At 65.9% G+C, this 20216-nt stretch carries 15 protein-coding genes and 2 tRNA genes; 6 read left to right on the top strand and 11 right to left on the bottom strand.

Annotation, left to right across the window (positions count from 1 at the left end; translation table 11 throughout):
• Positions 1 to 10: 10 nt before the first annotated feature.
• From ilvD to ABZ720_RS16255, 5 genes are all read right to left on the bottom strand, one after another.
• A complete protein-coding gene (gene ilvD, locus ABZ720_RS16275) occupies positions 11 to 1753 on the bottom strand; it encodes a dihydroxy-acid dehydratase (protein WP_366556580.1) in 1743 nt (580 codons plus the stop codon).
• A gap of 140 nt (positions 1754 to 1893) precedes the next feature.
• Positions 1894 to 4557, bottom strand: a complete 2664-nt coding sequence (locus ABZ720_RS16270) for a valine--tRNA ligase (RefSeq protein ID WP_366556579.1) — start codon at positions 4555 to 4557, stop codon at positions 1894 to 1896.
• Between the two features lie 96 nt (positions 4558 to 4653).
• Positions 4654 to 5250: a DUF2497 domain-containing protein gene (locus ABZ720_RS16265; RefSeq protein ID WP_366556578.1), complete on the bottom strand. Its 597-nt coding sequence runs from the start codon at positions 5248 to 5250 to the stop codon at positions 4654 to 4656.
• A 56-nt stretch (positions 5251 to 5306) separates the two neighbouring features.
• Entirely contained in the window at positions 5307 to 6692 is a 1386-nt protein-coding gene (locus tag ABZ720_RS16260) for a TolC family outer membrane protein (RefSeq protein ID WP_366556577.1), read from the bottom strand.
• 53 nt (positions 6693 to 6745) lie between these two features.
• Positions 6746 to 7396 carry a protein-L-isoaspartate O-methyltransferase family protein gene (locus tag ABZ720_RS16255; RefSeq protein WP_366556576.1) on the bottom strand — a complete coding sequence of 217 codons (651 nt, stop codon included), beginning with the start codon at positions 7394 to 7396 and terminating at the stop codon, positions 6746 to 6748.
• Positions 7397 to 7633: 237 nt separating this feature from the next.
• Here ABZ720_RS16255 and ABZ720_RS16250 point away from each other — a divergent pair.
• Both ABZ720_RS16250 and ABZ720_RS16245 read left to right on the top strand, forming a co-directional pair.
• Positions 7634 to 7707 (top strand) — tRNA-Cys (locus ABZ720_RS16250).
• A gap of 111 nt (positions 7708 to 7818) precedes the next feature.
• Positions 7819 to 7894: transfer RNA gene (locus ABZ720_RS16245), tRNA-Asn, on the top strand.
• Positions 7895 to 8017: 123 nt separating this feature from the next.
• On the opposite strand, the gene wecB is transcribed toward ABZ720_RS16245, so the two are convergent.
• From wecB to ABZ720_RS16230, 3 genes are all read right to left on the bottom strand, one after another.
• Positions 8018 to 9154: a non-hydrolyzing UDP-N-acetylglucosamine 2-epimerase gene (gene wecB, locus ABZ720_RS16240; protein WP_366556575.1), complete on the bottom strand. Its 1137-nt coding sequence runs from the start codon at positions 9152 to 9154 to the stop codon at positions 8018 to 8020.
• Between the two features lie 153 nt (positions 9155 to 9307).
• Positions 9308 to 10420 (bottom strand): 3-isopropylmalate dehydrogenase, encoded by a 1113-nt coding sequence (gene leuB / locus ABZ720_RS16235; protein ID WP_366556574.1) that lies wholly within the window; start codon positions 10418 to 10420, stop codon positions 9308 to 9310.
• 197 nt (positions 10421 to 10617) lie between these two features.
• On the bottom strand, positions 10618 to 11388 hold the full coding sequence (locus ABZ720_RS16230) for an enoyl-CoA hydratase (protein ID WP_366556573.1): 771 nt from the start codon (positions 11386 to 11388) through the stop codon (positions 10618 to 10620).
• A 177-nt stretch (positions 11389 to 11565) separates the two neighbouring features.
• On the opposite strand from ABZ720_RS16230, the gene ABZ720_RS16225 reads away from it, so the two are divergent.
• The 3 genes from ABZ720_RS16225 (at position 11566) to ABZ720_RS16215 (ending at position 14014) form a co-directional block, all read left to right on the top strand.
• A complete protein-coding gene (locus ABZ720_RS16225; RefSeq protein ID WP_366556572.1) occupies positions 11566 to 12720 on the top strand; it encodes an acyl-CoA dehydrogenase family protein in 1155 nt (384 codons plus the stop codon).
• A gap of 96 nt (positions 12721 to 12816) precedes the next feature.
• A complete protein-coding gene (locus ABZ720_RS16220) occupies positions 12817 to 13452 on the top strand; it encodes a TetR/AcrR family transcriptional regulator (RefSeq protein ID WP_366556571.1) in 636 nt (211 codons plus the stop codon).
• 118 nt (positions 13453 to 13570) lie between these two features.
• On the top strand, positions 13571 to 14014 hold the full coding sequence (locus ABZ720_RS16215; protein WP_366556570.1) for a DUF2852 domain-containing protein: 444 nt from the start codon (positions 13571 to 13573) through the stop codon (positions 14012 to 14014).
• Positions 14015 to 14287: 273 nt separating this feature from the next.
• Here ABZ720_RS16215 and ABZ720_RS16210 read toward each other — a convergent pair whose 3' ends face one another.
• Positions 14288 to 14923, bottom strand: coding sequence for a TetR family transcriptional regulator (locus ABZ720_RS16210; RefSeq protein WP_366556569.1), 636 nt, complete (start codon positions 14921 to 14923; stop codon positions 14288 to 14290).
• Between the two features lie 72 nt (positions 14924 to 14995).
• Here ABZ720_RS16210 and ABZ720_RS16205 point away from each other — a divergent pair, with 72 nt between their 5' ends.
• The gene (locus ABZ720_RS16205) at positions 14996 to 16531 is read left to right on the top strand and encodes a 4-hydroxyphenylacetate 3-hydroxylase family protein (protein WP_366556568.1); all 1536 of its coding nucleotides are present in this window, start codon (positions 14996 to 14998) and stop codon (positions 16529 to 16531) included.
• Between the two features lie 50 nt (positions 16532 to 16581).
• On the opposite strand, the gene ABZ720_RS16200 is transcribed toward ABZ720_RS16205, so the two are convergent.
• The gene (locus ABZ720_RS16200; RefSeq protein ID WP_366556567.1) at positions 16582 to 18255 is read right to left on the bottom strand and encodes an acyl-CoA dehydrogenase family protein; all 1674 of its coding nucleotides are present in this window, start codon (positions 18253 to 18255) and stop codon (positions 16582 to 16584) included.
• A 105-nt stretch (positions 18256 to 18360) separates the two neighbouring features.
• Positions 18361 to 20094, bottom strand: coding sequence for a SulP family inorganic anion transporter (locus tag ABZ720_RS16195; protein ID WP_366556566.1), 1734 nt, complete (start codon positions 20092 to 20094; stop codon positions 18361 to 18363).
• Between the last annotated feature and the right edge of the window lie 122 nt (positions 20095 to 20216).

Raw genomic sequence — 20216 nt, 5'->3', positions numbered from 1 at the left:
TGCGTCCTACTCAGATGTCGGCGTAGCAGTGGGTTTCCGCCGCACCGCCCGGGTGCGTCACCGCCCCCTTCTCCGCCGAACCGACGGTCTGGGCATAGCGCCAGAGCGCGCCGGACTGGAAGTCGTGTTCGCGCGGCGCCCAATCCTTGCGCCGTGCCTCCAACTCCTTCTCCGAAACCTCGACGTCAAGGATGCCCTTCTCGGCATCGATGACGATGATGTCGCCGTTCTTCAGCAGGCCGATGGGACCGCCGATGGCCGCTTCCGGACCGACATGGCCGATGCAGAAACCGCGGGTGGCGCCGGAGAAGCGCCCGTCGGTGATCAGTGCGACCTTATCGCCCATGCCCTGGCCGTAGATCGCCGCGGTGGTCGCCAGCATCTCGCGCATGCCGGGGCCGCCCTTCGGACCTTCGTAGCGGATCACGAAGACGTCGCCTTCCTTGTAGCGGCGCTCCTGCACCGCCTGGAAGGCTTCCTCCTCGCTGTCGAACACCAGAGCGGTGCCGCGGAACTTGAGGTTCTTCATGCCCGCAACCTTCACGATGGCCCCTTCCGGCGCCAGCGTGCCGCGCAGACCGACGACACCGCCGGTCTGGGTGATGGGATCACTGGTCGGACGCACGATGTCCTGATCGCTCGGCAGTTCGACGCCCTTGAGGTTGTCGGCGATGGTCTTGCCGGTGACCGTGATGCAGTCGCCGTGAAGATAGCCGCCGTCCAGCAGGGCCCGCATCAGGACCTGCACGCCACCGATCTCGAAGAGATCCTTGGCAACGTAGCGACCGCCCGGTTTCAGGTCGGCGATGTAGGGCGTCTTTTTGAAGATCTCGGCCACATCGTGGAGGTCGAATTCGATCCCCGCCTCGTGAGCGATTGCCGGCAGGTGCAGCGCGGCGTTGGTCGAACCGCCGGAAGCGGCCACAACCATGGCGGCATTCTCCAGCGACTTGCGGCTGACGATGTCGCGCGGACGCAAGCCCAGCTGCAGCAGGCGCATCACCGCCTGCCCTGAAGCCTCAGCATAGGCGTCGCGGCTTTCGTAGGGTGCCGGCGCACCGGCCGAACCGGGCAGCGCAAGCCCGATGGCCTCCGAGACGCAGGCCATGGTGTTCGCGGTGAACTGACCGCCGCAGGAGCCGGCCGAGGGACAGGCCACGCACTCGAGGCTGTGGAGTTCCTCGTCCTTGAGGTTGCCGGCCTGGTGCGCGCCGACGGCCTCGAAGACATCCTGTACGGTGACGTCCTTGCCCTTGTGACGGCCGGGCAGGATCGAACCGCCGTACATGAAGATGCTGGGGACGTTGAGGCGAACGATGGCCATCATCATGCCGGGCAGCGACTTGTCACAGCCGGCCAGGCCGACCAGCGCATCGTAGCAGTGGCCGCGCATCGTGAGTTCGACCGAGTCAGCGATGAGATCACGGCTTGCCAGGGAGGACTTCATGCCCTGGTGGCCCATGGCGATGCCGTCGGTCACGGTGATGGTGGTGAATTCGCGCGGGGTGCCGTTGGCAGCCTTGACGCCCTTTTTGACCACCTGGGCCTGGCGCCCGAGCGAGATATTGCAGGGGGCCGCCTCGTTCCAGCAGGTGGCGACGCCGACGAAGGGCTGATTGATCTCCTTCTCGGTCATCCCCATCGCATAGTAGTAGGAGCGGTGCGGAGCCTTGCCGGGTCCGACCGAGACGTGGCGGCTGGGCAGGCGTGACTTGTCGAAACCGACATCTCTCGAATCGAGCGGCATGGACATTCCCTCTCGTCCTTAACGTTGCTTAAAGGTCTATTCTCGTTGTTTCCGGACCGAGGCCCGGGCTTGCATGAGCCTAGCCAAGGGCGCCCCTTCCCTCAAAGTCTTTTCGAGGCGACGCGCTTGCCAGCGTTGGTGTTGTCTTAAAGGGACGCGAGTCGCTTGAGGCTGGCTTCGAGCTTCTCGCGGGCCCGGGCGGCGTCGTCGCGGCGGCTGTGCTGTTCGGCGATCACGGCCTCCGGCGCCTTCGCCAGGAACTGCTCGTTGCCCAGCTTGCCGTCGATCTTGGCGATCTCCTTGCCGAGCTTTTCGATCTCCTTCTGCAGCCGGGCGCGCTCCGCCGCGATGTCCAGCACCTCCTTCAAGGGCAGTCCGAAGGTCGTTTCATCGATGACGAAGCTGACCGCGTCCTGCGGCAAGTCCTCGTCTATTGCTTCGATCCGCTCCAGCCGCCCAAGGCGCATGGTCAGAGCGCTGTGCGCCTCCAGCCGCTTGCGCGTTGTCTCGTCAGCATCCTTGGCCAGCATGACCGGCTTGGCGGTGGGCGGCAGATTGACCTCCCCGCGCAGGGCCCGGACCTCGGTGATCAGGCGAATCAGCCAGCCGATCTCCGCCGCGGCTTCGGGATCACGCAGGGACTCGGAAAGCCGCGGGCGCTGCACGCCCATGAGCAGACTTCCGTCCCCGAAATGCTCCCAGAGCTCCTCGGACACGAAGGGCATGAAGGGGTGCAGGAAGCGCAAGAGCAGGTTCATGGCCCAGGCCATGGTCGCCCGCGTCTCCGCGGCGTAGTCCTCCTGCTCCAGCAGCGGCTTGGCGAACTCGATGTACCAGTCGCAGAAACCGTTCCAGATGAAGCGATAGAGCAGGCTCGCCGCCTCATCCAGGCGGTAGTTCTCCAGGGCGCGTTCCAGCCCGCGCTCGACCTCCACCAGCTCACCCACCAGCCAGCGATTGACGCTGTGCTTGCAGTGGGCCGGATCGAAATCCTCCGACAGCGCCGCGCCGTTCATCTGGCAGAAGCGGGCTGCGTTCCACAGCTTGGTGGAGAAGTTGCGATAGCCCTCGATGCGCTGCGGATCCAGCTTCACGTCGCGCCCCGGCACCGCCATGGCCGCCAGGGTGAACCGCAGGGCATCGCAGCCGTACTGGTCGATCAGGTCCAAGGGATCGAGCACGTTGCCCTTGGACTTGGACATCTTCTGGCCGTGCTGGTCGCGCACGAGGGCGTGGATGTAGACGTCCTTGAAGGGCACATCGCCCATGAAATGCATGCCCATCATCATCATCCGGGCGACCCAGAAAAAGATGATGTCGAATCCGGTAACAAGCACATCGCCGGGATAGTAGCGGGCCAGGTCGTGCACCACCGCCGGATCTTTCGACGGCCAGCCCAGCGTGGAGAAAGGCCAGAGCGCCGAGGAGAACCAGGTGTCGAGCACGTCACTGTCGCGCTCCAGTGCCACTTCCTCACCGAAGTGTGATTTGGCCGCAGCCTGCGCCGCCTCCTCTGTCTCTTCGACGAAGACCGTGCCGTCTGGTCCGTACCAGGCCGGCACCTGATGACCCCACCAGATCTGGCGCGAGATGCACCAGGGCTGGATGTTGCGCATCCACTCGAAGTAGGTGTTCTCCCACTGCTTGGGCACGAAGCGGGTCCGTCCCTGCTCCACCGCCTCGATGCAGGGCTTGGCCAGGGTGGCGGCATCGACGTACCACTGGTCGGTCAGCCAGGGCTCGATGGCGACATTCGAGCGGTCGCCGTGCGGCACAACATTGGCGTGCTCCTCGACCTTCTCCACCAGGCCCTGCGCTTCCAGGTCCGCGACGACCCGCGCCCGCGCCGCATAGCGGTCGAGCCCACGATAGGCTTCGGGCGCGTTCTCGTTGATGCAGGCATCGCGGTCGAAGATGTTGATGAGCTCGAGGTTGTGGCGACGACCGACCTCGAAGTCGTTGAAGTCGTGCGCCGGGGTCATCTTCACCGCGCCGGTGCCGGTTTCCGGGTCGGCATAGTCGTCGGCCACGATGGGCAGGCGCCGGCCGACCAGCGGCAGGATGGCATGCTTGCCCACGAGATCGGCGTAGCGCTCATCCTCCGGATGCACGGCGATGCCGCTGTCGCCGAGCATGGTCTCCGGGCGCGTGGTCGCGACCACGATGAAACGCCCCTCCTCCCCTTCCACAGGGTAGCGGAAGTGCCAGAGCTTGCCCTGGCTCTCGACCTGCTGCACCTCCAGGTCGGAAATGGCGGTGTGCAGCTTTGGGTCCCAGTTGACCAGCCGCTTGTCGCGGTAGATCAGCCCTTCCTTGAAGAGCTGCACAAAAACCTTGCGCACGGCTTCCGACAAACCGGCGTCCATGGTGAAGCGTTCGCGCCCCCAGTCGGCGGAGGCACCGAGGCGCCGCAACTGCCGCGTGATGGTGCCGCCGGACTCGGCCTTCCACTCCCAGACTTTCTCCAGGAACTTCTCACGACCCATCTCGGCGCGGCTGAGGTTGTTTCCCTCCGCGGCAAGCTTGCGTTCGACCACCATCTGGGTGGCGATGCCGGCATGGTCGCTGCCGGGCTGCCAGAGCGCATCGCGTCCGCCCATCCGGTGCCAGCGGATGAGAATATCCTGGATGGTGAAGGTCAGCGCGTGGCCCATGTGCAGGCTGCCGGTCACATTCGGCGGCGGCATCATGATCACATAGGGATCGGCCTTGGATTCCGGCACGCAGGCAAAGAGCCCGCTGTCCTCCCAGCGTTGATACTGCTTGGCTTCGACCTCGGCCGGTCGATAGGTCTTGTCGAGCTCTGCCATGGCAGCAGCTTCCTCACTTCACTCTTGGGGCCGCAAGGCGGCGATAGGACTTTGCGATGGCGCGGACGCGCCAAGCCGGTCTCGGAGCCGGCGGGATCAGCGGCGGCGAGACTCGATCACCAGGCGCTGAACCTCTTCACGAACGACATCCTCCACCAGTGCAGGCAGATTCTCGTCCAGCCAGGCCTGGAGCAACGGGGTAAGCGCCTGGCGCACCAGGGCATCCAGCGTCTGCCCTTCCATAGCCGGGCCAGCCTGGGACTTGGCGTTGTCGTTGCCGAGGTTGCGCGATACCTCGGAAAGAGCCGCCACCGCGGCCGCTGCCGTCTGTGCAGACACCAGGCCCTCACGCGCGCCGGCGGGTGTGCCACTGCCCGATACGGCCTGTTCCGCCGCGGCGTCCGACTGGTTGTCGGCAGCCGTCTGCTCATTGGGCTCAGTGGGTTGCGGTGCGGCATCCGTGGCAAAGGCGGCGGTCGCTTCCGTGGCCGGGACCTCTTCTGCAGGCTCCACCCTCTCGGTCAGATCGAGAACATCTTCCTCGTCATCCTCCCCGCCGACAGGCTCCGGTGCCGGACGCGTCGCCGCTGCCGGTCGAGTGTGCTGCGCCTTCTCGTCCTCGGTGATGATCCGGCGAATGGACGCCAGGATATCTTCCATGGAGGGTTCGTTCTGCCCGCCGCTCTGGGCCATGCCGCACTCCAGTCTAAGCTTGCGCCACGCATACGGGCGCCCGCATCGGGCTTACCCTATTCGTTGGGCACGCTCAACCCGTACCAGCGGTCACGCACCGCCCGGTAATCCAGTTCCGGATCATAGAGCGGCACATCCAGGCCCAGGTCGCCCGCAGTCAGGCGACCGACAGCGGCCAGCAGGCGAAAGCTGGCGACCACCTCATCGCGTTGCGCCCGCACTCGATTGACCTGGGCATCAAGGAGCTCCTGTTCCTGATCGAGCACGTCGAGCACGGTGCGCGCGCCCACGGTCGCCTCTTCGCGCACGCCTTCCAGCGCGATCTCTGCTGCCTGGATCTCGGCATCGAAGGAGACGATCTGAGCCCGGGCCGATGCCAGCGATTCCCAGGCCGAAATGGCTTCCTGTTCGACCGCCCGGCGCGCCTGCTCCATCTCGAGACGGCGCTGACTCGTGGTCTGCTTGGCCTCGCGCACCTGGCTGGACACCAGCCCCTGCTGATAGATCGGCACTGTCACTTCGGCGATCAGGCTCAGGCTGCTGGTCTTGACCCCGCGCCCTTGCATGTCGCGACCTTCGCTGGCCCCGGCGCGCAGGTTGACCTCGGGCAGCAGCTCGCCGTAACGCTCGCGGATCGCACGCTCGGCAGCGCGTTCGAAAAAGCCGGCAGCAACGACCTGGGGATTGGCCAGTTGCGCCTGCTCTGCCGCTTCAAACTCCGAGGCCGGCAACTCACGCACCGGCTCGGGCGCCTCCAAGGTTCCGACAGGGATCCCGGTCACTTCACGAAAGATGGCCCGGCTGCTGCGCAACTGCCCTTCCGCGGCAATGCGCTGGGCCGTGGCGCGCGACAGGCGGGACTCGGCCTGCGCCACGTCAGTGCGGGTGGTCTCGCCCACCTCGAAGCGGTCGCGCGCCGCGGAGAGCTGACGCCCGATCACCTGCTCGCTGCTGATGTTGAGTTCGACCTCGGCCTCGTCGCGCCAGACGTCCATGTAGGCGATGACCGCATCAAGCAGAACCGCCTGCTCGGTATCGACCAGCACGGCCCGCTGGCCGAAAACCTGGTTTTCCGCCCGGGCCACGCCGGCTTCGGTGCGCCCGCCGCGATAGAGCGGCTGCACCACCCCCACTTCGGCGCTGCGCTGCCGCCGTGTTTCGGGATCCCAGCCGCGGCCCGCATCGACGCTCTGCCGATTGAGACCGGCACTCGCGCTCAGTTCGACGCGCGGGCGCCATCCGGATTGTGCCTGGGGAACGGCCTCATTGGTCGCCCGCAACTCGGCCTGACCGCCGAGCAAGCGGGGGTTGTTCATATAGGCTGCGGAAAGAGCGTCTTCGAGGGTTTGCCCAAGCGCAGCACCCGGTAGCGCCCCGAGAAGCGTGCCGGCGAGAAACAGGCCAAGACGGGCACGACGCCGGCTCGCTCGTATGTCGCTCATTCGCCAAGCCCCCTTTAATGTTCCGCTGGCGCCCTCAACCTATCATTCCGGATTCAGAAAACAAAGCTGCGTGCCTTGCGCAGGCTCTCAATCACGGGTGTGGCCGCATCGAAGAGGATCCGGCTGGAGAAGGTGCCATTCTTGCGGAAGAGTCGCGCGCGCCCCATGCTGGGCGTCTCGCGCACCACCGTCACCAGCCGGCCACCCTCGACAAGCTGTTCGCTCAATGCGGGAGGCACCTCTTCGACACCGCCATCGATCAGGATGACGTCATAGGGCGCCTGGGCCGCATATCCCTCACGCAGGGAGCCAGTCACGACGACGGCATTGTCGATCTCGAGCTCCTCAAACAGCGCCTCGGCCTGCGCGGCCAGGGAGGTGTTCTCTTCCAGTGCCACCACACCGCTGGCGATCTGGGCAATCAGTGCCGCGGCGTAACCGGTGCCGGCGCCGACCACCAAAACGGACGCCCCGGCATCGATATCCGCGGCCTGAAGCAGGCGCGCGAGCACCATCGGCTCCATCAGCCAGCGGCCCTCGCCCAACTGCAGGTCTTCATCGATATAGGCATGACCGCGTGCGCCCTCGGGCACGAAGCGCTCACGCGGCAGGCTTTCGAATGCGGCAATCACCCCGGGATCGGTGACGCGATTGGTGCGCAGTTGCCCGTCCACCATATTTCGGCGCGCGCTGGCGTAGTCCACGGCCTTCGTCCCTCGTCTGTCCATAGTCCCGGCGCGCAGCATTGAAGCCCACGCGCCCGCCTCCGCCGCCTTATAGTGACCGCACGGCGCCAAGACAACGACAGCAAGATCCGATGGCGCACGAGAGCCCGCCTCAACCCGCCGGGAAACGCTTACGTCAGAGCTCGGCAAAAAAGCCGCTGCCCTCTTGACCGATCCCGGAGCAGGTGCCACTAACCCGTCGCGCGAGACGCCGCCGGCCCGGTGGCAGAGTGGTTATGCAGAGGACTGCAAATCCTCGTACGTCGGTTCGATTCCGGCCCGGGCCTCCAGCCGTTTGTTGCTTGTTCGCAGGCGGTTGCAGAAGGCAGCGAAAGTCTTTGCAGGGGGGCTTGGCCTTTGCTATAAGCCCGCCGCGGCGGCCAGAGATGGCCGCTCCCTGATCCGCGGTAGCTCAGTTGGTAGAGCAGGTGGCTGTTAACCACCGGGTCACAGGTTCGAGTCCTGTCCGCGGAGCCAACAAAATCAAGTGGTTAGCTAAGAGAGGGTCGGTCATCACCGGCCCTCTTTTGCGTCTGGGGGCACATTCGGGGCACGTCGTTGGCAAATTCTTTAAGAAACCCGTCGAGCCACCCCACTGAATCACTCCGCGGCGCGTGCACCGCTGCGCTCTTGGCGCAAGGCAGCGAGGATGCGTAGGCTGGCGCGGCCGTCGCCGTAAGGGTTGGGTAAGGCGCGCTGGCCAACCGGGCGCTGTGCCCCCCGCAGCCGCTGCCCGACACGGGCGACGATGGCTTCCGGCTCCGGCGGAAGCAGCTCAGCGCAGCCGGCCGCAAGCCCCTCCGGACGCTCCGTGACCGCCCGCGTCACCAACAGCGGCACGCCCAGGCTCGGCGCCTCCTCCTGCAAGCCGCCGGAGTCGGTGATCAGGAGTTGCGCGCGCTGCATCAGGTAGACAAAGGGCCGGTATGACAGCGGCTCGCTGAGCACGACATTGGCCGCGCCCTGCAGGCCGTGGCGAATCCTTTCCTGCACGGCCGGATTCGGGTGCAGGCAGAAGAGGAAGCCCGTCTCCGGGTGCAGCCGCGCGAGGGTACCCAGAGCCGAACAGAGGGCCGGAAGACGCTGCCCCAGCGCTTCACGGCGATGACTGGTGATCAGCACGAGTCTGGGGTGCCGGCCTAGGAAGACCGACAGATGCTCGGGCAGTATCGGCGGATGGCACCGCACCTCGGCGGCCACCTGCAGCAGCGCATCGATGCCGCTGTTCCCCGTGACCCGAATCCGGTCCGGAGACACCCCTTCCGCGCGCAGGTTCGCCGCCGCCTGGCGCGTGGGCGCGAAATGGAGTTGTGCGAGCAGCGTGAGGATGCGGCGATTGAGTTCCTCCGGAAAGGGCGCCGAGAGATCGTGGCTGCGCAGGCCCGCCTCCACATGGCCGACGGGAATGCCGCGATAGAAGGCGCAGTGAGCGGCGACCTGGGCGGTGGCGGTATCGCCCTGCACCAGCACCCAATCGGGCCGCACCTCCTCAAGAACACCGTCGATCCCGGCAAAGAGACGCGCGGTAAGTCCGGCCAGGTTCTGGCGCGGCCGCATCACCTTGAGGTCGAGGTCGGGCGTGAGGGAGAAATCGCTCAAGGCCTGGGACAGCAGGCTGTCGTGCTGGCCACTGGCGATCAGGGTTGCTTGAAAGCCGGCGTCCTTGCGAAGCGCCCGGACCAGCGGCGCCAGCTTGATGGCCTCCGGGCGCGTGCCCACGAAGAGCGCGACGTGCATGCCCCAGCGCCTCCCTCGCCCGAAGCATCACAGGGGATGGAATCTCACAGTTTATACTATTTTAATTAGAATATCTGTGCCCGTAAAGGCCGATAGCAAGAAGGGGCCGCCTCATCGGCGGCCCCTCCCAAACACGCAGTGAGATAACTGATCTCAGGCAGCCAGGCTGTCGAGCTCCTGCAGCAGGGCCTTGCCCATGTCCTCGGTGGAGACGAGCGTGGCGCCCGCAGACATGATGTCTGCGGTGCGAATGCCGCGTCCGAGCACCTGCTGCACCGCCTTCTCGATCAGATCGGCATCCTCGCCATGATCGAAGGTGTAGCGCAGCGCCATGGCGAAGGAGAGGATCGTGGCCAGCGGGTTGGCCTTGCCCGCGCCGGCGATGTCCGGGGCGGAACCGTGCACCGGCTCATAGAGCGCCTTGCGCCGGCCGGTCTCGTCCACGTCGCCGATCGAGGCCGAGGGCAGCATGCCCAAGGAGCCGGTCAGCATCGCCGCCTCGTCGGAGAGGATATCGCCGAAGAGGTTGTCGGTGACGATGACGTCGAACTGCTTGGGCTGGCGCACCAGCTGCATCGCCGCGTTGTCGGCGTACATGTGCTCCAGTTCCACGTCGGAGAAGGACTCGCCGTGCAGCTTGGTCACCTCCTGGCGCCAGAGCACGCCGGATTCCATCACGTTCGCTTTCTCGCAGGAGGTCACCTTGCCGCGGCGCTTGCGCGCCAGCTCGAAGGCCACTGCGGCAACGCGACGGATCTCGGAGGTGGTGTAGACCTGGGTGTTGATGCCGCGGCGCTCACCATTCTCCAGGGTCTCAATCCCGCGGGGCTCTCCGAAGTAGACGCCGCCGGTCAACTCCCGGATGATCATGATATCGAGGCCGGAGACGAACTCGGGCTTCAGGGAAGAGGCCTCGACCAGTGCCTCGAAGCAGAGCGCCGGGCGCAGGTTCGCATAGAGCTGCATCTCCTTGCGCAGGCGCAGCAGGCCGCGCTCCGGCTTGCGCTCGAAGGGCAGTTCATCCCACTTGGGCCCGCCGACCGCGCCCAGGATCACCGCATCGACGTTCAACGCCTTGTCCATGGTGGCATCAGCCAGCGGAATGCCGTGCTTGTCGATGGCCGCACCGCCGACCAGATCCTCTTCCACGTTAAAGGAGACGGCGCGGCGCTTGTCCATCCAGTCGACGACACGGCGCACTTCGCCGATCACTTCCGGACCGATTCCGTCACCGGGCAGGACGAGCAGGGACTTGTTGGCGGGCATGGGGCTTGGTCTCCCGGGCTTGTTGATTCTGGGTCGGACGGCTGGCTGCGGTCGGCGCCCCGCAATCTGCACGAGCCAAGCTGCGCTGCAAAGCAGCCGCCGTCAGCCAAATTCGCTTTGTGCTCTAGCCTATGGGCCCCGCGGCGACAAGCTTCATGCCGCCTGATCCGCTCGCCGCCTCAAGGCCCCCTGGGCGATCACCGCCCCTTGAAGTCGGGCTTGCGCTTCTCGGCGAAGGCACGCGCGCCCTCCTTCTGATCCTCGGTGGCAAAGAGCAGCTGGAAGGCCTTGCGTTCCACCATCATCCCGGTGGCAAGCGAGGCGTCCATGCCGGCCAGCAGCACCTCCTTGATCTGCTCGACCGCCAGCGGTGGTAGGGCGGCGATCCGCCGGGCCATTTCCAGGGCCCGCGGCAGCACCTCCGCATCGGGCACCACCTCACTGGCCAGCCCCATGGCCCCGGCCTCGGTCCCGGAAATCGGCTCGCCGAGGAGCACCAGCTTCATGGCCCGGAACTTGCCCACGGCCCGGGTGAGCCGCTGCGTGCCGCCGGCGCCCGGCATCAAACCGACGCGCACTTCCGGCTGCCCAAATTTCGCATTCTCCCCGGCGACGATGATGTCCGCATGCATCGCCAGCTCGCAGCCACCGCCAAGCGCGAAGCCGTTCACCGCTGCGATCACCGGCTTCGGGCAGGCCGTGATGTTTTCCCAGAGCTTGTGCGTCTGGCGCTGCATCTGCTCCACCGCCGTAAGCTCGGCGAACTCCTTGAGGTCGGCGCCGGCGGCAAAGGCCTTTTCATCACCGGTCAGCACAACCGCCCGCAGGTCGCTTTCACGGTTCAGGTCCCGGAAGGCCTCCGAGAGCTGCCGTCGGACCTCCATGTTGAGCGCGTTGCGCGCCTCGGGCCGATGGATCCGCAAAAGGGCGACACCGGGCTCCGGGGTCTCTCGCACGACTACGCTCACGACTGTCCTCCTTCCATCGTCACTGCAGCCTTCATGGTGCCCGCACCCGGCCATCGTGAAAGCTTGTGGTTCAGATCTAATGCGAACCGGTCTAAGCTACGCTGAACAGTCTCACAAGGCTCGCACAGCGAGCGCCTGCCCTTCCACCCTGCCGGATCGATGAGGAGGCCCGAAACCATGGCCCTCGACGAAGACACGCTCGAACAACTGCTCGACACCGTGCGCCGCTTCGTGCGCGAGCGCCTGGTGCCCAATGAGGAGCGCGTCGCCGAGGAGGATGCCATTCCCGCCGAGCTCGTGCAGGAGATGGCGGAACTCGGCCTCTTCGGACTCTCCGTCCCGCAGGAGTACGAGGGCCTGGGTCTGACCATGAGCGAGGAGGTCAAGGTGGCCTTCGAACTGGGGCGCACCTCTCCCGCGTTCCGCTCCCTGCTCGGCACCAACAACGGCATCGGCTCCCAGGGCATCGTGCTCGACGGAACCGAGGAGCAGAAACGCAAGTACCTGCCGAAACTGGCCCGAGGCGAAATCATCGGCTCCTTCGCGCTGACCGAGCCCGACAGCGGCTCCGACGCCTCATCGCTGCGCACCACGGCACGGCGCGAGGGCGACCACTATCTGCTCAACGGCACCAAGCGCTTCATCACCAACGCACCGGAAGCGGGTCTTTTCACCGTGATGGCGCGCAGCGACCCGGCACAGAAGGGTGCGCGCGGCATCTCGGCCTTCCTGGTCGAAGCCGGCACGCCGGGGCTGCGCCTTGGAAAGCCCGATCGAAAAATGGGCCAGCGCGGCGCCCACACCAGCGACGTCATCTTCGAGGACTGCCGGGTTCCGGCGGAGCAACTGCTGGGCGGGGTGGAAGGCCAGGGCTTCAAGACCGCCATGAAGGTGCTCGATCGTGGGCGGCTGCACATCTCTGCTGTTTGTGTCGGAGTGGCCGAGCGGCTGATCGAGGATGCCCTGTCCTACGCCATCGAGCGCAAGCAGTTCGGCCAGCCCATTGCCGAGTTCCAGCTGATCCAGGCGATGCTCGCCGACAGCCGGACAGAGGCCTATGCCGGTCGCTCCATGGTGCTCGACGCCGCCCGCCGCCGCGACGCCGGCGAGACGGTCACCACGGAGGCCAGCTGCTGCAAACTCTTCGCCAGTGAAATGGTCGGCCGGGTGGCCGATCGCGCGGTGCAGATCCACGGAGGGGCCGGCTACATTGCCGACTACGGTGTGGAACGCTTTTACCGGGACGTGCGGCTCTTCCGCCTCTATGAGGGCACCTCCCAGATCCAGCAGCTCGTCATCGCGCGCAACATGATCCGTGAACGCAGCCAATAGGCCCCCGGCACGCGCCCGCACGCCCTAAAGGACGTGCCCAGGCGCCTCGAGTAATGTAAAAGATCCTTACATGCAGTGGCTGAAGGGCGTTCACCGATGAGCTGGCAGGGTCGCAGGCGCGACGGCTATCACCATGGCAACCTCCGGGAAGCTCTGGTCGCAGCCGCGCTCGACCTGATGGCGGAGAAGGGCCCTGCCGGCTTCACCTTCGCCGAGGCCGCCCGCGCCGCAGGCGTCAGCGCCGCCGCTCCCTACCGCCACTACAGCAGCCGAGAAGACCTGATGGCCGAGGTGGCACGCCGGGGCTTCGAGCGCTTCACTCACCAATTGGCCCAGGCCTGGGACGAGGGCCGGCCACGGCCGCTGGAGGCCTTCTATCGTCTGGGCAAGGCCTATCTCACCTTCGCCCGCAACGAACCGGCCTACTACACCGCCATGTTCGAAGCGCAGATTCCGCCATCCTACAATCGGGAACTGCAACAGGCCGCGGATGCGGCCTTCGACGTATTACGTGATGCGGCCCAAGCCCTGGCCGCCACCCTGCCCCCGGACCAGCGGCCGCCGTCCCTGATGGTGAGCCTCCATATCTGGTCGCTCGCCCACGGCATCGCCTCGCTGTTCGGGCGTGGCGACAAGGCCCGACGCAGCCTGCCCATGGCGCCCGAGGATCTCCTGGAGGCCGGCGTTCTTGTTTACCTTCAAGGGCTTGGCTTGGGCGACGGAGCAAACTGAGGCCTGCCCTAGCCCGCGCGGGCGCCCGCGTTCAATTTTCTGCGGTGACCGACTTGACAGCCGCGCAGACATAAACCACCTATGTTAATGTAATAAACATTCACATTGGGAGAGTGCCATGGATTTGGCTGCAAGAATGGACGATTACGGCCGCCCCGCGTGGCTGGGCGCAATGGTCCTGGGTTTTATTGTTTTCTGGCCGGTGGGTCTCGGGATCCTGGCCTATCTCTTATGGAGCGGACGCATGGGATGTTGGAAAGGTGGCCCCGCGCGCGGGCGATTCAAGCGCGAGAACTGGTGGGGACAGAAAGAAGCCCGCTCGGGCGGCAACAACTCGAGCGGCAACGGCGCCTTCGACGAGTATCGTGAGGAGACGCTGCGACGCCTCGAGGAAGAGCAGCAGGAGTTCTTCCAGTTCCTGGAGCGTCTGCGCAAGGCGAAGGACAAGGCCGAGTTCGACCAGTTCATGGCCGAGCGACGGAGCACGGGCCAGAATGCTGGTTCCGGCACCGGTGGGGGTCAGAACCCTGGCGACGGGCCGATCCCGCAGCCTCAGGGCTGATCCGGCCTCCCTTCGGCACTCGTGATTGTTGGTGCGAGGCCCCGGCTTTCCAGCCGGGGCCTTAAGCCGTGCCTGCGTACCTGGCCAGCGCTCCGGCCAGGTGCTATGCTTTGCACTCACGCTAGATGGAGGGCATGGATGCAGCCGCCCGTTCGCATGCTGATGCGTCTCGTCATGCGCCTGCTGCGCCAGTCTGGTGCTGGTCCCTCTCGTCGCGGCCGCCGAGGACCCAAGCGCCGATAGGCAAATCCAGTCTCGTGCCTGGCAGAGCGATCAGGCGTCGGCGGATGTCCTGATCTCCGCAACCACTCCCTCAAGATAATCCGCCATCAAGCCTTCGGCCTGCGCGCCGAAGATGCGAATGCGCCCGGTGTGCATCAGCAACAGCAGGCCGGCCGCATGGGCAAAGCAGTTGACGGTCACGCGCTGCGCCACCTCCCGGGAAGTGCCCAGCGCTTCCGCAGCCGCCGTGATCGGCGCCAGTGCAGCAATCAAGGCCGCATTCAAGGCCTCATCCCACTCGCGGCCCAGACCCGCCGGCTTCATGCCGCCGCGGAAGAGATAGAACCCCAAATCCAGCTCCCCGGCGTGGTGGGCGTAGTAGCCAAAAAAGGCCATTCCGGCCCGGCGGAGCCGATCCGCAGCGTTGGCATCTGCGGGCGCAGCTTCAGCCACAGCCTCGCCAAGCCGCCCCAGCGACTCCTGCAGCAGTTCGGCGTAGATCGCTTCCTTTGATTGGAAGTGGAAGTAAAGCGCCGCCGGCGTGTAGCCCGCCTCGGCCGCAATCAGGCGCAGGCTGGCCCCTTCCAAGCCTTCTTGTGCAAAGACCTTCTGCGCTGCGTCCAGGATCAGCCGGCGCTTGTGCGCCCCCACCGCCCGCTGCCGCTCCACGCGCCGTTGTTTCACCATCTCCGCCCCTTCTGCTTGACAGTGTTTTAACGCTGTTCGATTTTACAAACAACCAAACAGGAGGAGTGCGCCATGCTGATGTCTGCTGCCGACTATCGGGACTCCCTGCGCCGCTACAGCCCGCGTGTCTTCATCGACGGCGAGGCGGTGGAAAGCGTCGCCGATGAGCCGCGCCTTGCGCCCGGCGTCAACGCGGTTGGCGTGACCTATGACTTTGCCATGCAGGAGGAAAAGAAGCTCCTGATGACGGCGCGGCAAGGCACCTCGGGCCAGACGGTCAATCGCATGCTCCACATCAACGAGTCGTCGCAGGACCTGCTCTACAAGCTCGAAGCCGTGCGCCTGCTCTGCAAGGAAGTGGGCTGCGCTCAGCGCTATCTCAGCCACGATGCCCTCAACGCTATCTTCCAGGCGACGTACCGCGCTGATGCGGAGCATGGCACCGATTATCACCAGCGTTTCCTCGCCTACCTGCACGATGTGCAGGAGCGTGACCTGACCCTTGGCGCCGCCATGACCGATGCCAAGGGCGACCGCTCCAAGCGCCCCGGCCTGCAAAGCAACCCGGACGTCTATGTGCACATCACGGAGCGGCGGCCCGACGGCATCGTCATCCGCGGCACCAAGGCCATCGTCACCGGCGCGGCCTACATGCACGAGTTCCTGGTCATGCCCTGCCGCACCCACACTGCCGAGGACTCGAACTTCGCCGTCTGCTGCGCCGTGCCGGTCGATGCGCCGGGAGTGACCATTGTCGCCCGCCCCGCCGGGCGGCCCGGCGAGGCCGCGGCCAAGTTCTCCGCCAAGTTCGGGCAATCGACGGGCGTCGTCATTTTCGACGACGTCTTCGTGCCGCACGAGCGCGTCTTCCTCGCCGGCGAACACGAAGAGGCCGGTTTTCTCACCACCTCCTACGCCACGCACCACCGGCAGGCTTGCATCGCGGCACGGGCTGGCTTCGGCGATCTTCTGATCGGTGCCGGCGCGCTGATGGTCGAGGCCAACGGCTTGGATCCGAACCGCCACGGCCACATCCGCGACGCCATGGTGGAGCTCATCACCATCACCGAGAGCTTCTATGCCTGCGGCATCGCAGCATCGGTCTACTGCGCAAAGGACCCGGCGGGCTCCGTCATGCCCGATACGGTCTTCTCCAACATCGGCAAGCTGCTGCTGGCGACCAAGATCTACGACATGCACCGCCTGGCGCACTATGTGTCCGGTGGCCTGATCGTCGCGCTGCCGGGCCCGGACGAGGATCACAATCCGGAGACCCAGGCCTCCCTTGCGGCGGTGCTGGGCGGACGCGACGACATTCCGGCCGCGCAGCGTCTGGAGGTCTCCCGCCTGATCGAGGACCTCACGGCCACCAATCAGGGCGGCTGGTACTCCGTCATCTCCCTGCACGGCGGCGGCTCCCCGGAAGCGATGAAGCGCGAGATCTGGCGCAACTACCCTGTGGGAGAGAAGGTGGAGCTGGTCGAACGCCTGCTCGACCGCGGCGTGCTGGACCAGGGGCAGCGGGTTTCCAAGCAGCCGGGGCGTTGCTGCGTCAAGGGCTGCGAGGTGCCTGAGCCGCCGCCGGCCGGCAGAGCGGATCGCGTTTGATCTGTAACACGCAGCGTTCAGAGCCAGGTAGCCGCCGGGCCGCAATCGGGTCAGTCCGGCACGGCAGCCCGCGCCACGATCGCCTCGGTGTCGAGGCCCTCGGGCAGTGTCCCGAAGGCCTGTCCCCATTCCCCGCTCAGGCGCGAAGCCGAGAAGGCATCGCTCACCGCCGGCGAAGAATGGCGCGCCAACAACGAGCCCTGCAAGGCGAAGGCCATCATCTCGACCGTGCGCCGCGCCTGCCCTTCGGCGCGGGGCAGGTCGGCCAGGCGCGCTGCCAGTTCCTCGGTGAAGGCGCGCAGCCGCGCATCGCCGCTGAGCCCGGCCCGAACCTCATCGAGAAAGGCGTCGCGGGTTTCAGGTTCGCGCTGCATGGAGCGGATAACGTCCAGGCAGATGACATTGCCCGTGCCTTCCCAGATGCCGTTGAGCGGCGCCTCGCGATAGAGCCGGGCCATGAGGTGATCCTCGATGAAGCCGTTCCCGCCGTGGCATTCCAGTGCCTCGGCCACGAAGGCCGGCGCGCGCTTGCAGGCCCAGTACTTGGCCATGGGTGTGGCGATGCGCGCCAGCAGGCGCTCGCTCTCGCTTTCCTGCGAGCGGTCCGCCGCATGGGCGAGGCGTAGGCTCATCCACATCATGGCCTCGGACTCGACGGCCAGGTCGGCCGCGACATTGCGCATGATCGGCAGGTCGACCAGGGAGCGCTGAAAGGCCCGGCGCTTGCGCACGTGATGCAGCGCGTGGGACAGCGCCTGACGCATCAACCCGGAAGAGCCCACGGCGAAATCCAGCCGCGTCAGATGCGCCATCTCGATGATGGTGCGAATGCCGCGCCCCTCCTCGCCCACCATGTGCGCGTGCAGGTCGTAGAACTCCACTTCAGAGGAGGCGTTCGACTTGTTGCCGCACTTGTCCTTGAGCCGCTGCAGCTTGAGGCGATTGCGCGTGCCGTCCGGCAGCCAGCCGCAGGCGAGAAAACAGGACAACCCGGTCTCGGTCTGAGCCAGGGTCAGGAAAAGATCGCTCTGCGGTACAGAGAAGAACCACTTGTGTCCGGTCAGCAGGTATTCGGCACCGGGCCCGGTGCGGCGCCCGGCCGGCCGCGCTGTCGTCATGGTCGCGCGCAGGTCGGAGCCACCCTGCTTTTCCGTCATCGCCATGCCGACCGTCGCGCCGCGCTTTTCGGCCGCATGGAGCGGACGCGGGTCATAGCTGCGCGAGAGGATCTTGTCCTGCCACTGCGCCTTCAGGTTCGGCTGGTGCTCCAGGGCCGCCATGGAGGCATAGGTCATGCCCATCGGGCAGCAGATGCCGCTTTCCCCCTGGTTCCAGAGATAGCTGAGCGCGGCGCGTGCCACCTGCGCTCCCGCTCGAGTTTCTGTCCAGGAGAGGGAGTGCGTTTCACTGTCGAAGATCAGCCCCATCAGTTCGTGCCAGGCGGGATGAAACTCGACCTGATCGATGCGCTCACCGAAGCGGTTGTGGGTCTTTAGTTCGGGCAGGTTCCGATTGGCTTGGCGCGCGAGCTGCTGCACCGCCGCCGAACCCACCCGCTCACCGGCCCGCTGCAACCTGTCTTCGGCCCATGCCGCCCCAAAGACCCGGATCGCATCCTGCAGGGCCCAATCGCCGGCAAAGGAATTGTAGTCGGCCAGGTCGCCGGTCTGGTTGAGCACCTCATGGGTGGCGAAGCCGAGGCCCTCCGCCTCCATTGTCGACATCCGCGTTCCTCCTGCCCTGTGCAGCCGCTCGGGAAAAGGCCCGAGGGCCCGCTGTTGCCATCAGCCTAACACAGGGCAACGGGGCAAATGCCAGCCCTGCCCGGATCACGAATGCGGCGTCGGCTCGCGCCCTCCCCCTGTCAGATCGGTCACCGCCCCGTGCGTGGAGAGATAGATCCGACCGCTCAGATGCTCGAGAAAGCTGCTGCGCTTGAGTCGGTCCATGACCGGCCCCTTCACCTCCGCCAGGTGCAGCTGAACGCCGGCATCGACCAAACGTGACGCCAGCGCCTCAAGACTCTCCAGGGCACTGGCATCGATCAGGTTGACCGCACTGCAGATCAGCACGACGTGCTCCACCTCCGGCCGATCGGCTGTCATTCTCAACAGGCTGTCTTCCAGATAGCGGGCATTGACGAAGTACAGGCTCTCATCCACCCGCACGGCCAGGAGCCGTGGGTGGGTGATGACCTGATGGCGCAAAATATTCCGGTAGTGCTCTGTCCCCGGCACCTGCCCCACCACCGCCATATGCGGCCTGCCGGAGCGCCAGAGATAGAGCGCCAGGGAGACCAACACGCCGGCGACCACCCCGGTCTCGACACCCAGCGCCAGCACACCGACAAAGGTGATGCCCCAGGCCGCTGCGTCGGCCTTGCTGTAGCGCCAAAGCCGCCGAGCGATGGCAAAATCCACCAGGCCCAGCACGGCGACGATGATGGTCGCGGCCAGAACGGCATTCGGCAGATAGCGGAACCAGTCGGTCAGCAGCAATGCCACCAGCGCCAGCAGCGCAGCCGTAACGACGCCCGCCAAGGGCGTGCGCGCGCCGGCGGCAAAGTTGACCACCGAGCGGGCAAAGCCCCCGGTGACGGGATAGCCGCCGCTGAAGGCCGCTGCCAGATTGGCTGTCCCCAGGCCGATCAATTCCTGGTTCGGCTCCACCTTCTCCCGCCGCTTGGCGGCCAGGGACTGCGCCACCGACACGCTTTCCACGAAGCCGACCAGACTGATCAGAATGGCCGCTGGCAGCAGGGAGAGCCAAAGATCGGTGTCGAAAGTCGGGACGCTAAACGGGGGCAGCCCGGCCGGAATCGCGCCGACCACCGCCACGCCCGCTTGCTCATCAAGCCGGAACAATCCCACCAGCAGCGTCCCGCCCACCACGGCCAGGATCGGCGCCACCCGCCCGGCAAGCTGCGCCTGCCCTTCGGAGACGCCCCAACCACGCAGCCAGGGAACCAGGAAGCGACGCGCGGCATAGAGAAAGGCGACCGCCCCCAGCCCGATAGCCGCAGTGACCGGATTGATCTCGCCGACCTGGTACAGCAGCCCCTCGAGAAGGCGGTCGATGCGTGCGCCCGACAGTGAGAGCCCCAGGATCTGGCCGAGTTGGCTGAAGGCAATCAGGAGCGCGGAGGCGGAGATGAAAGCGGAAACCACTGGATGACTGAGCAGATTGGCGAGGAAACCGAGACGCAGAAGTCCCATCACAGTGAGGACGAGGCCGGAGATCAGCGCGAGAATCAGCGCCGCGGCAAGCTGTTCCTCGAGGGTGTTCAGCCCCAGCTGGCCGATGGCAGAGGCGGTCATCAGGGAGAGCACGGCCACCGGCCCTACGGCCAAGGTACGACTGCTGCCGAAGAGAGCGTAGACGACAAGCGGAAGAATGGAGGCATAGAGGCCGACTTGCGGTGGCAGGCCGGCCAGCAACGCATAGGCCAGGCTCTGCGGGACCAGCATGACGGTCACGATCACCCCGGCAATAAGATCGCCAGACAGCTCGCTGCGACTATAGGTGCGCAACCAGATCAAGGCGGGGAAGTAGCGTTGCCACATAGCGCATCCTTCCGGGTAATGCGGCTGGGGATAATGACGGGCGAGCCGATGAGCCGATAGGGGGACGGCGAAACCTGCGACGCTTTGACAGCATCCAACCCATGGTAATCTGGGGCTGGTGA

Source organism: Aquibaculum sediminis (assembly GCF_040712085.1).
Taxonomy (GTDB): Bacteria; Pseudomonadota; Alphaproteobacteria; order Kiloniellales; family DSM-21159; genus Aquibaculum; species Aquibaculum sediminis.
The sequence above is the reverse complement of the archived record's forward strand: the minus strand, read 5'-3'. Positions and strand labels throughout refer to the sequence as shown.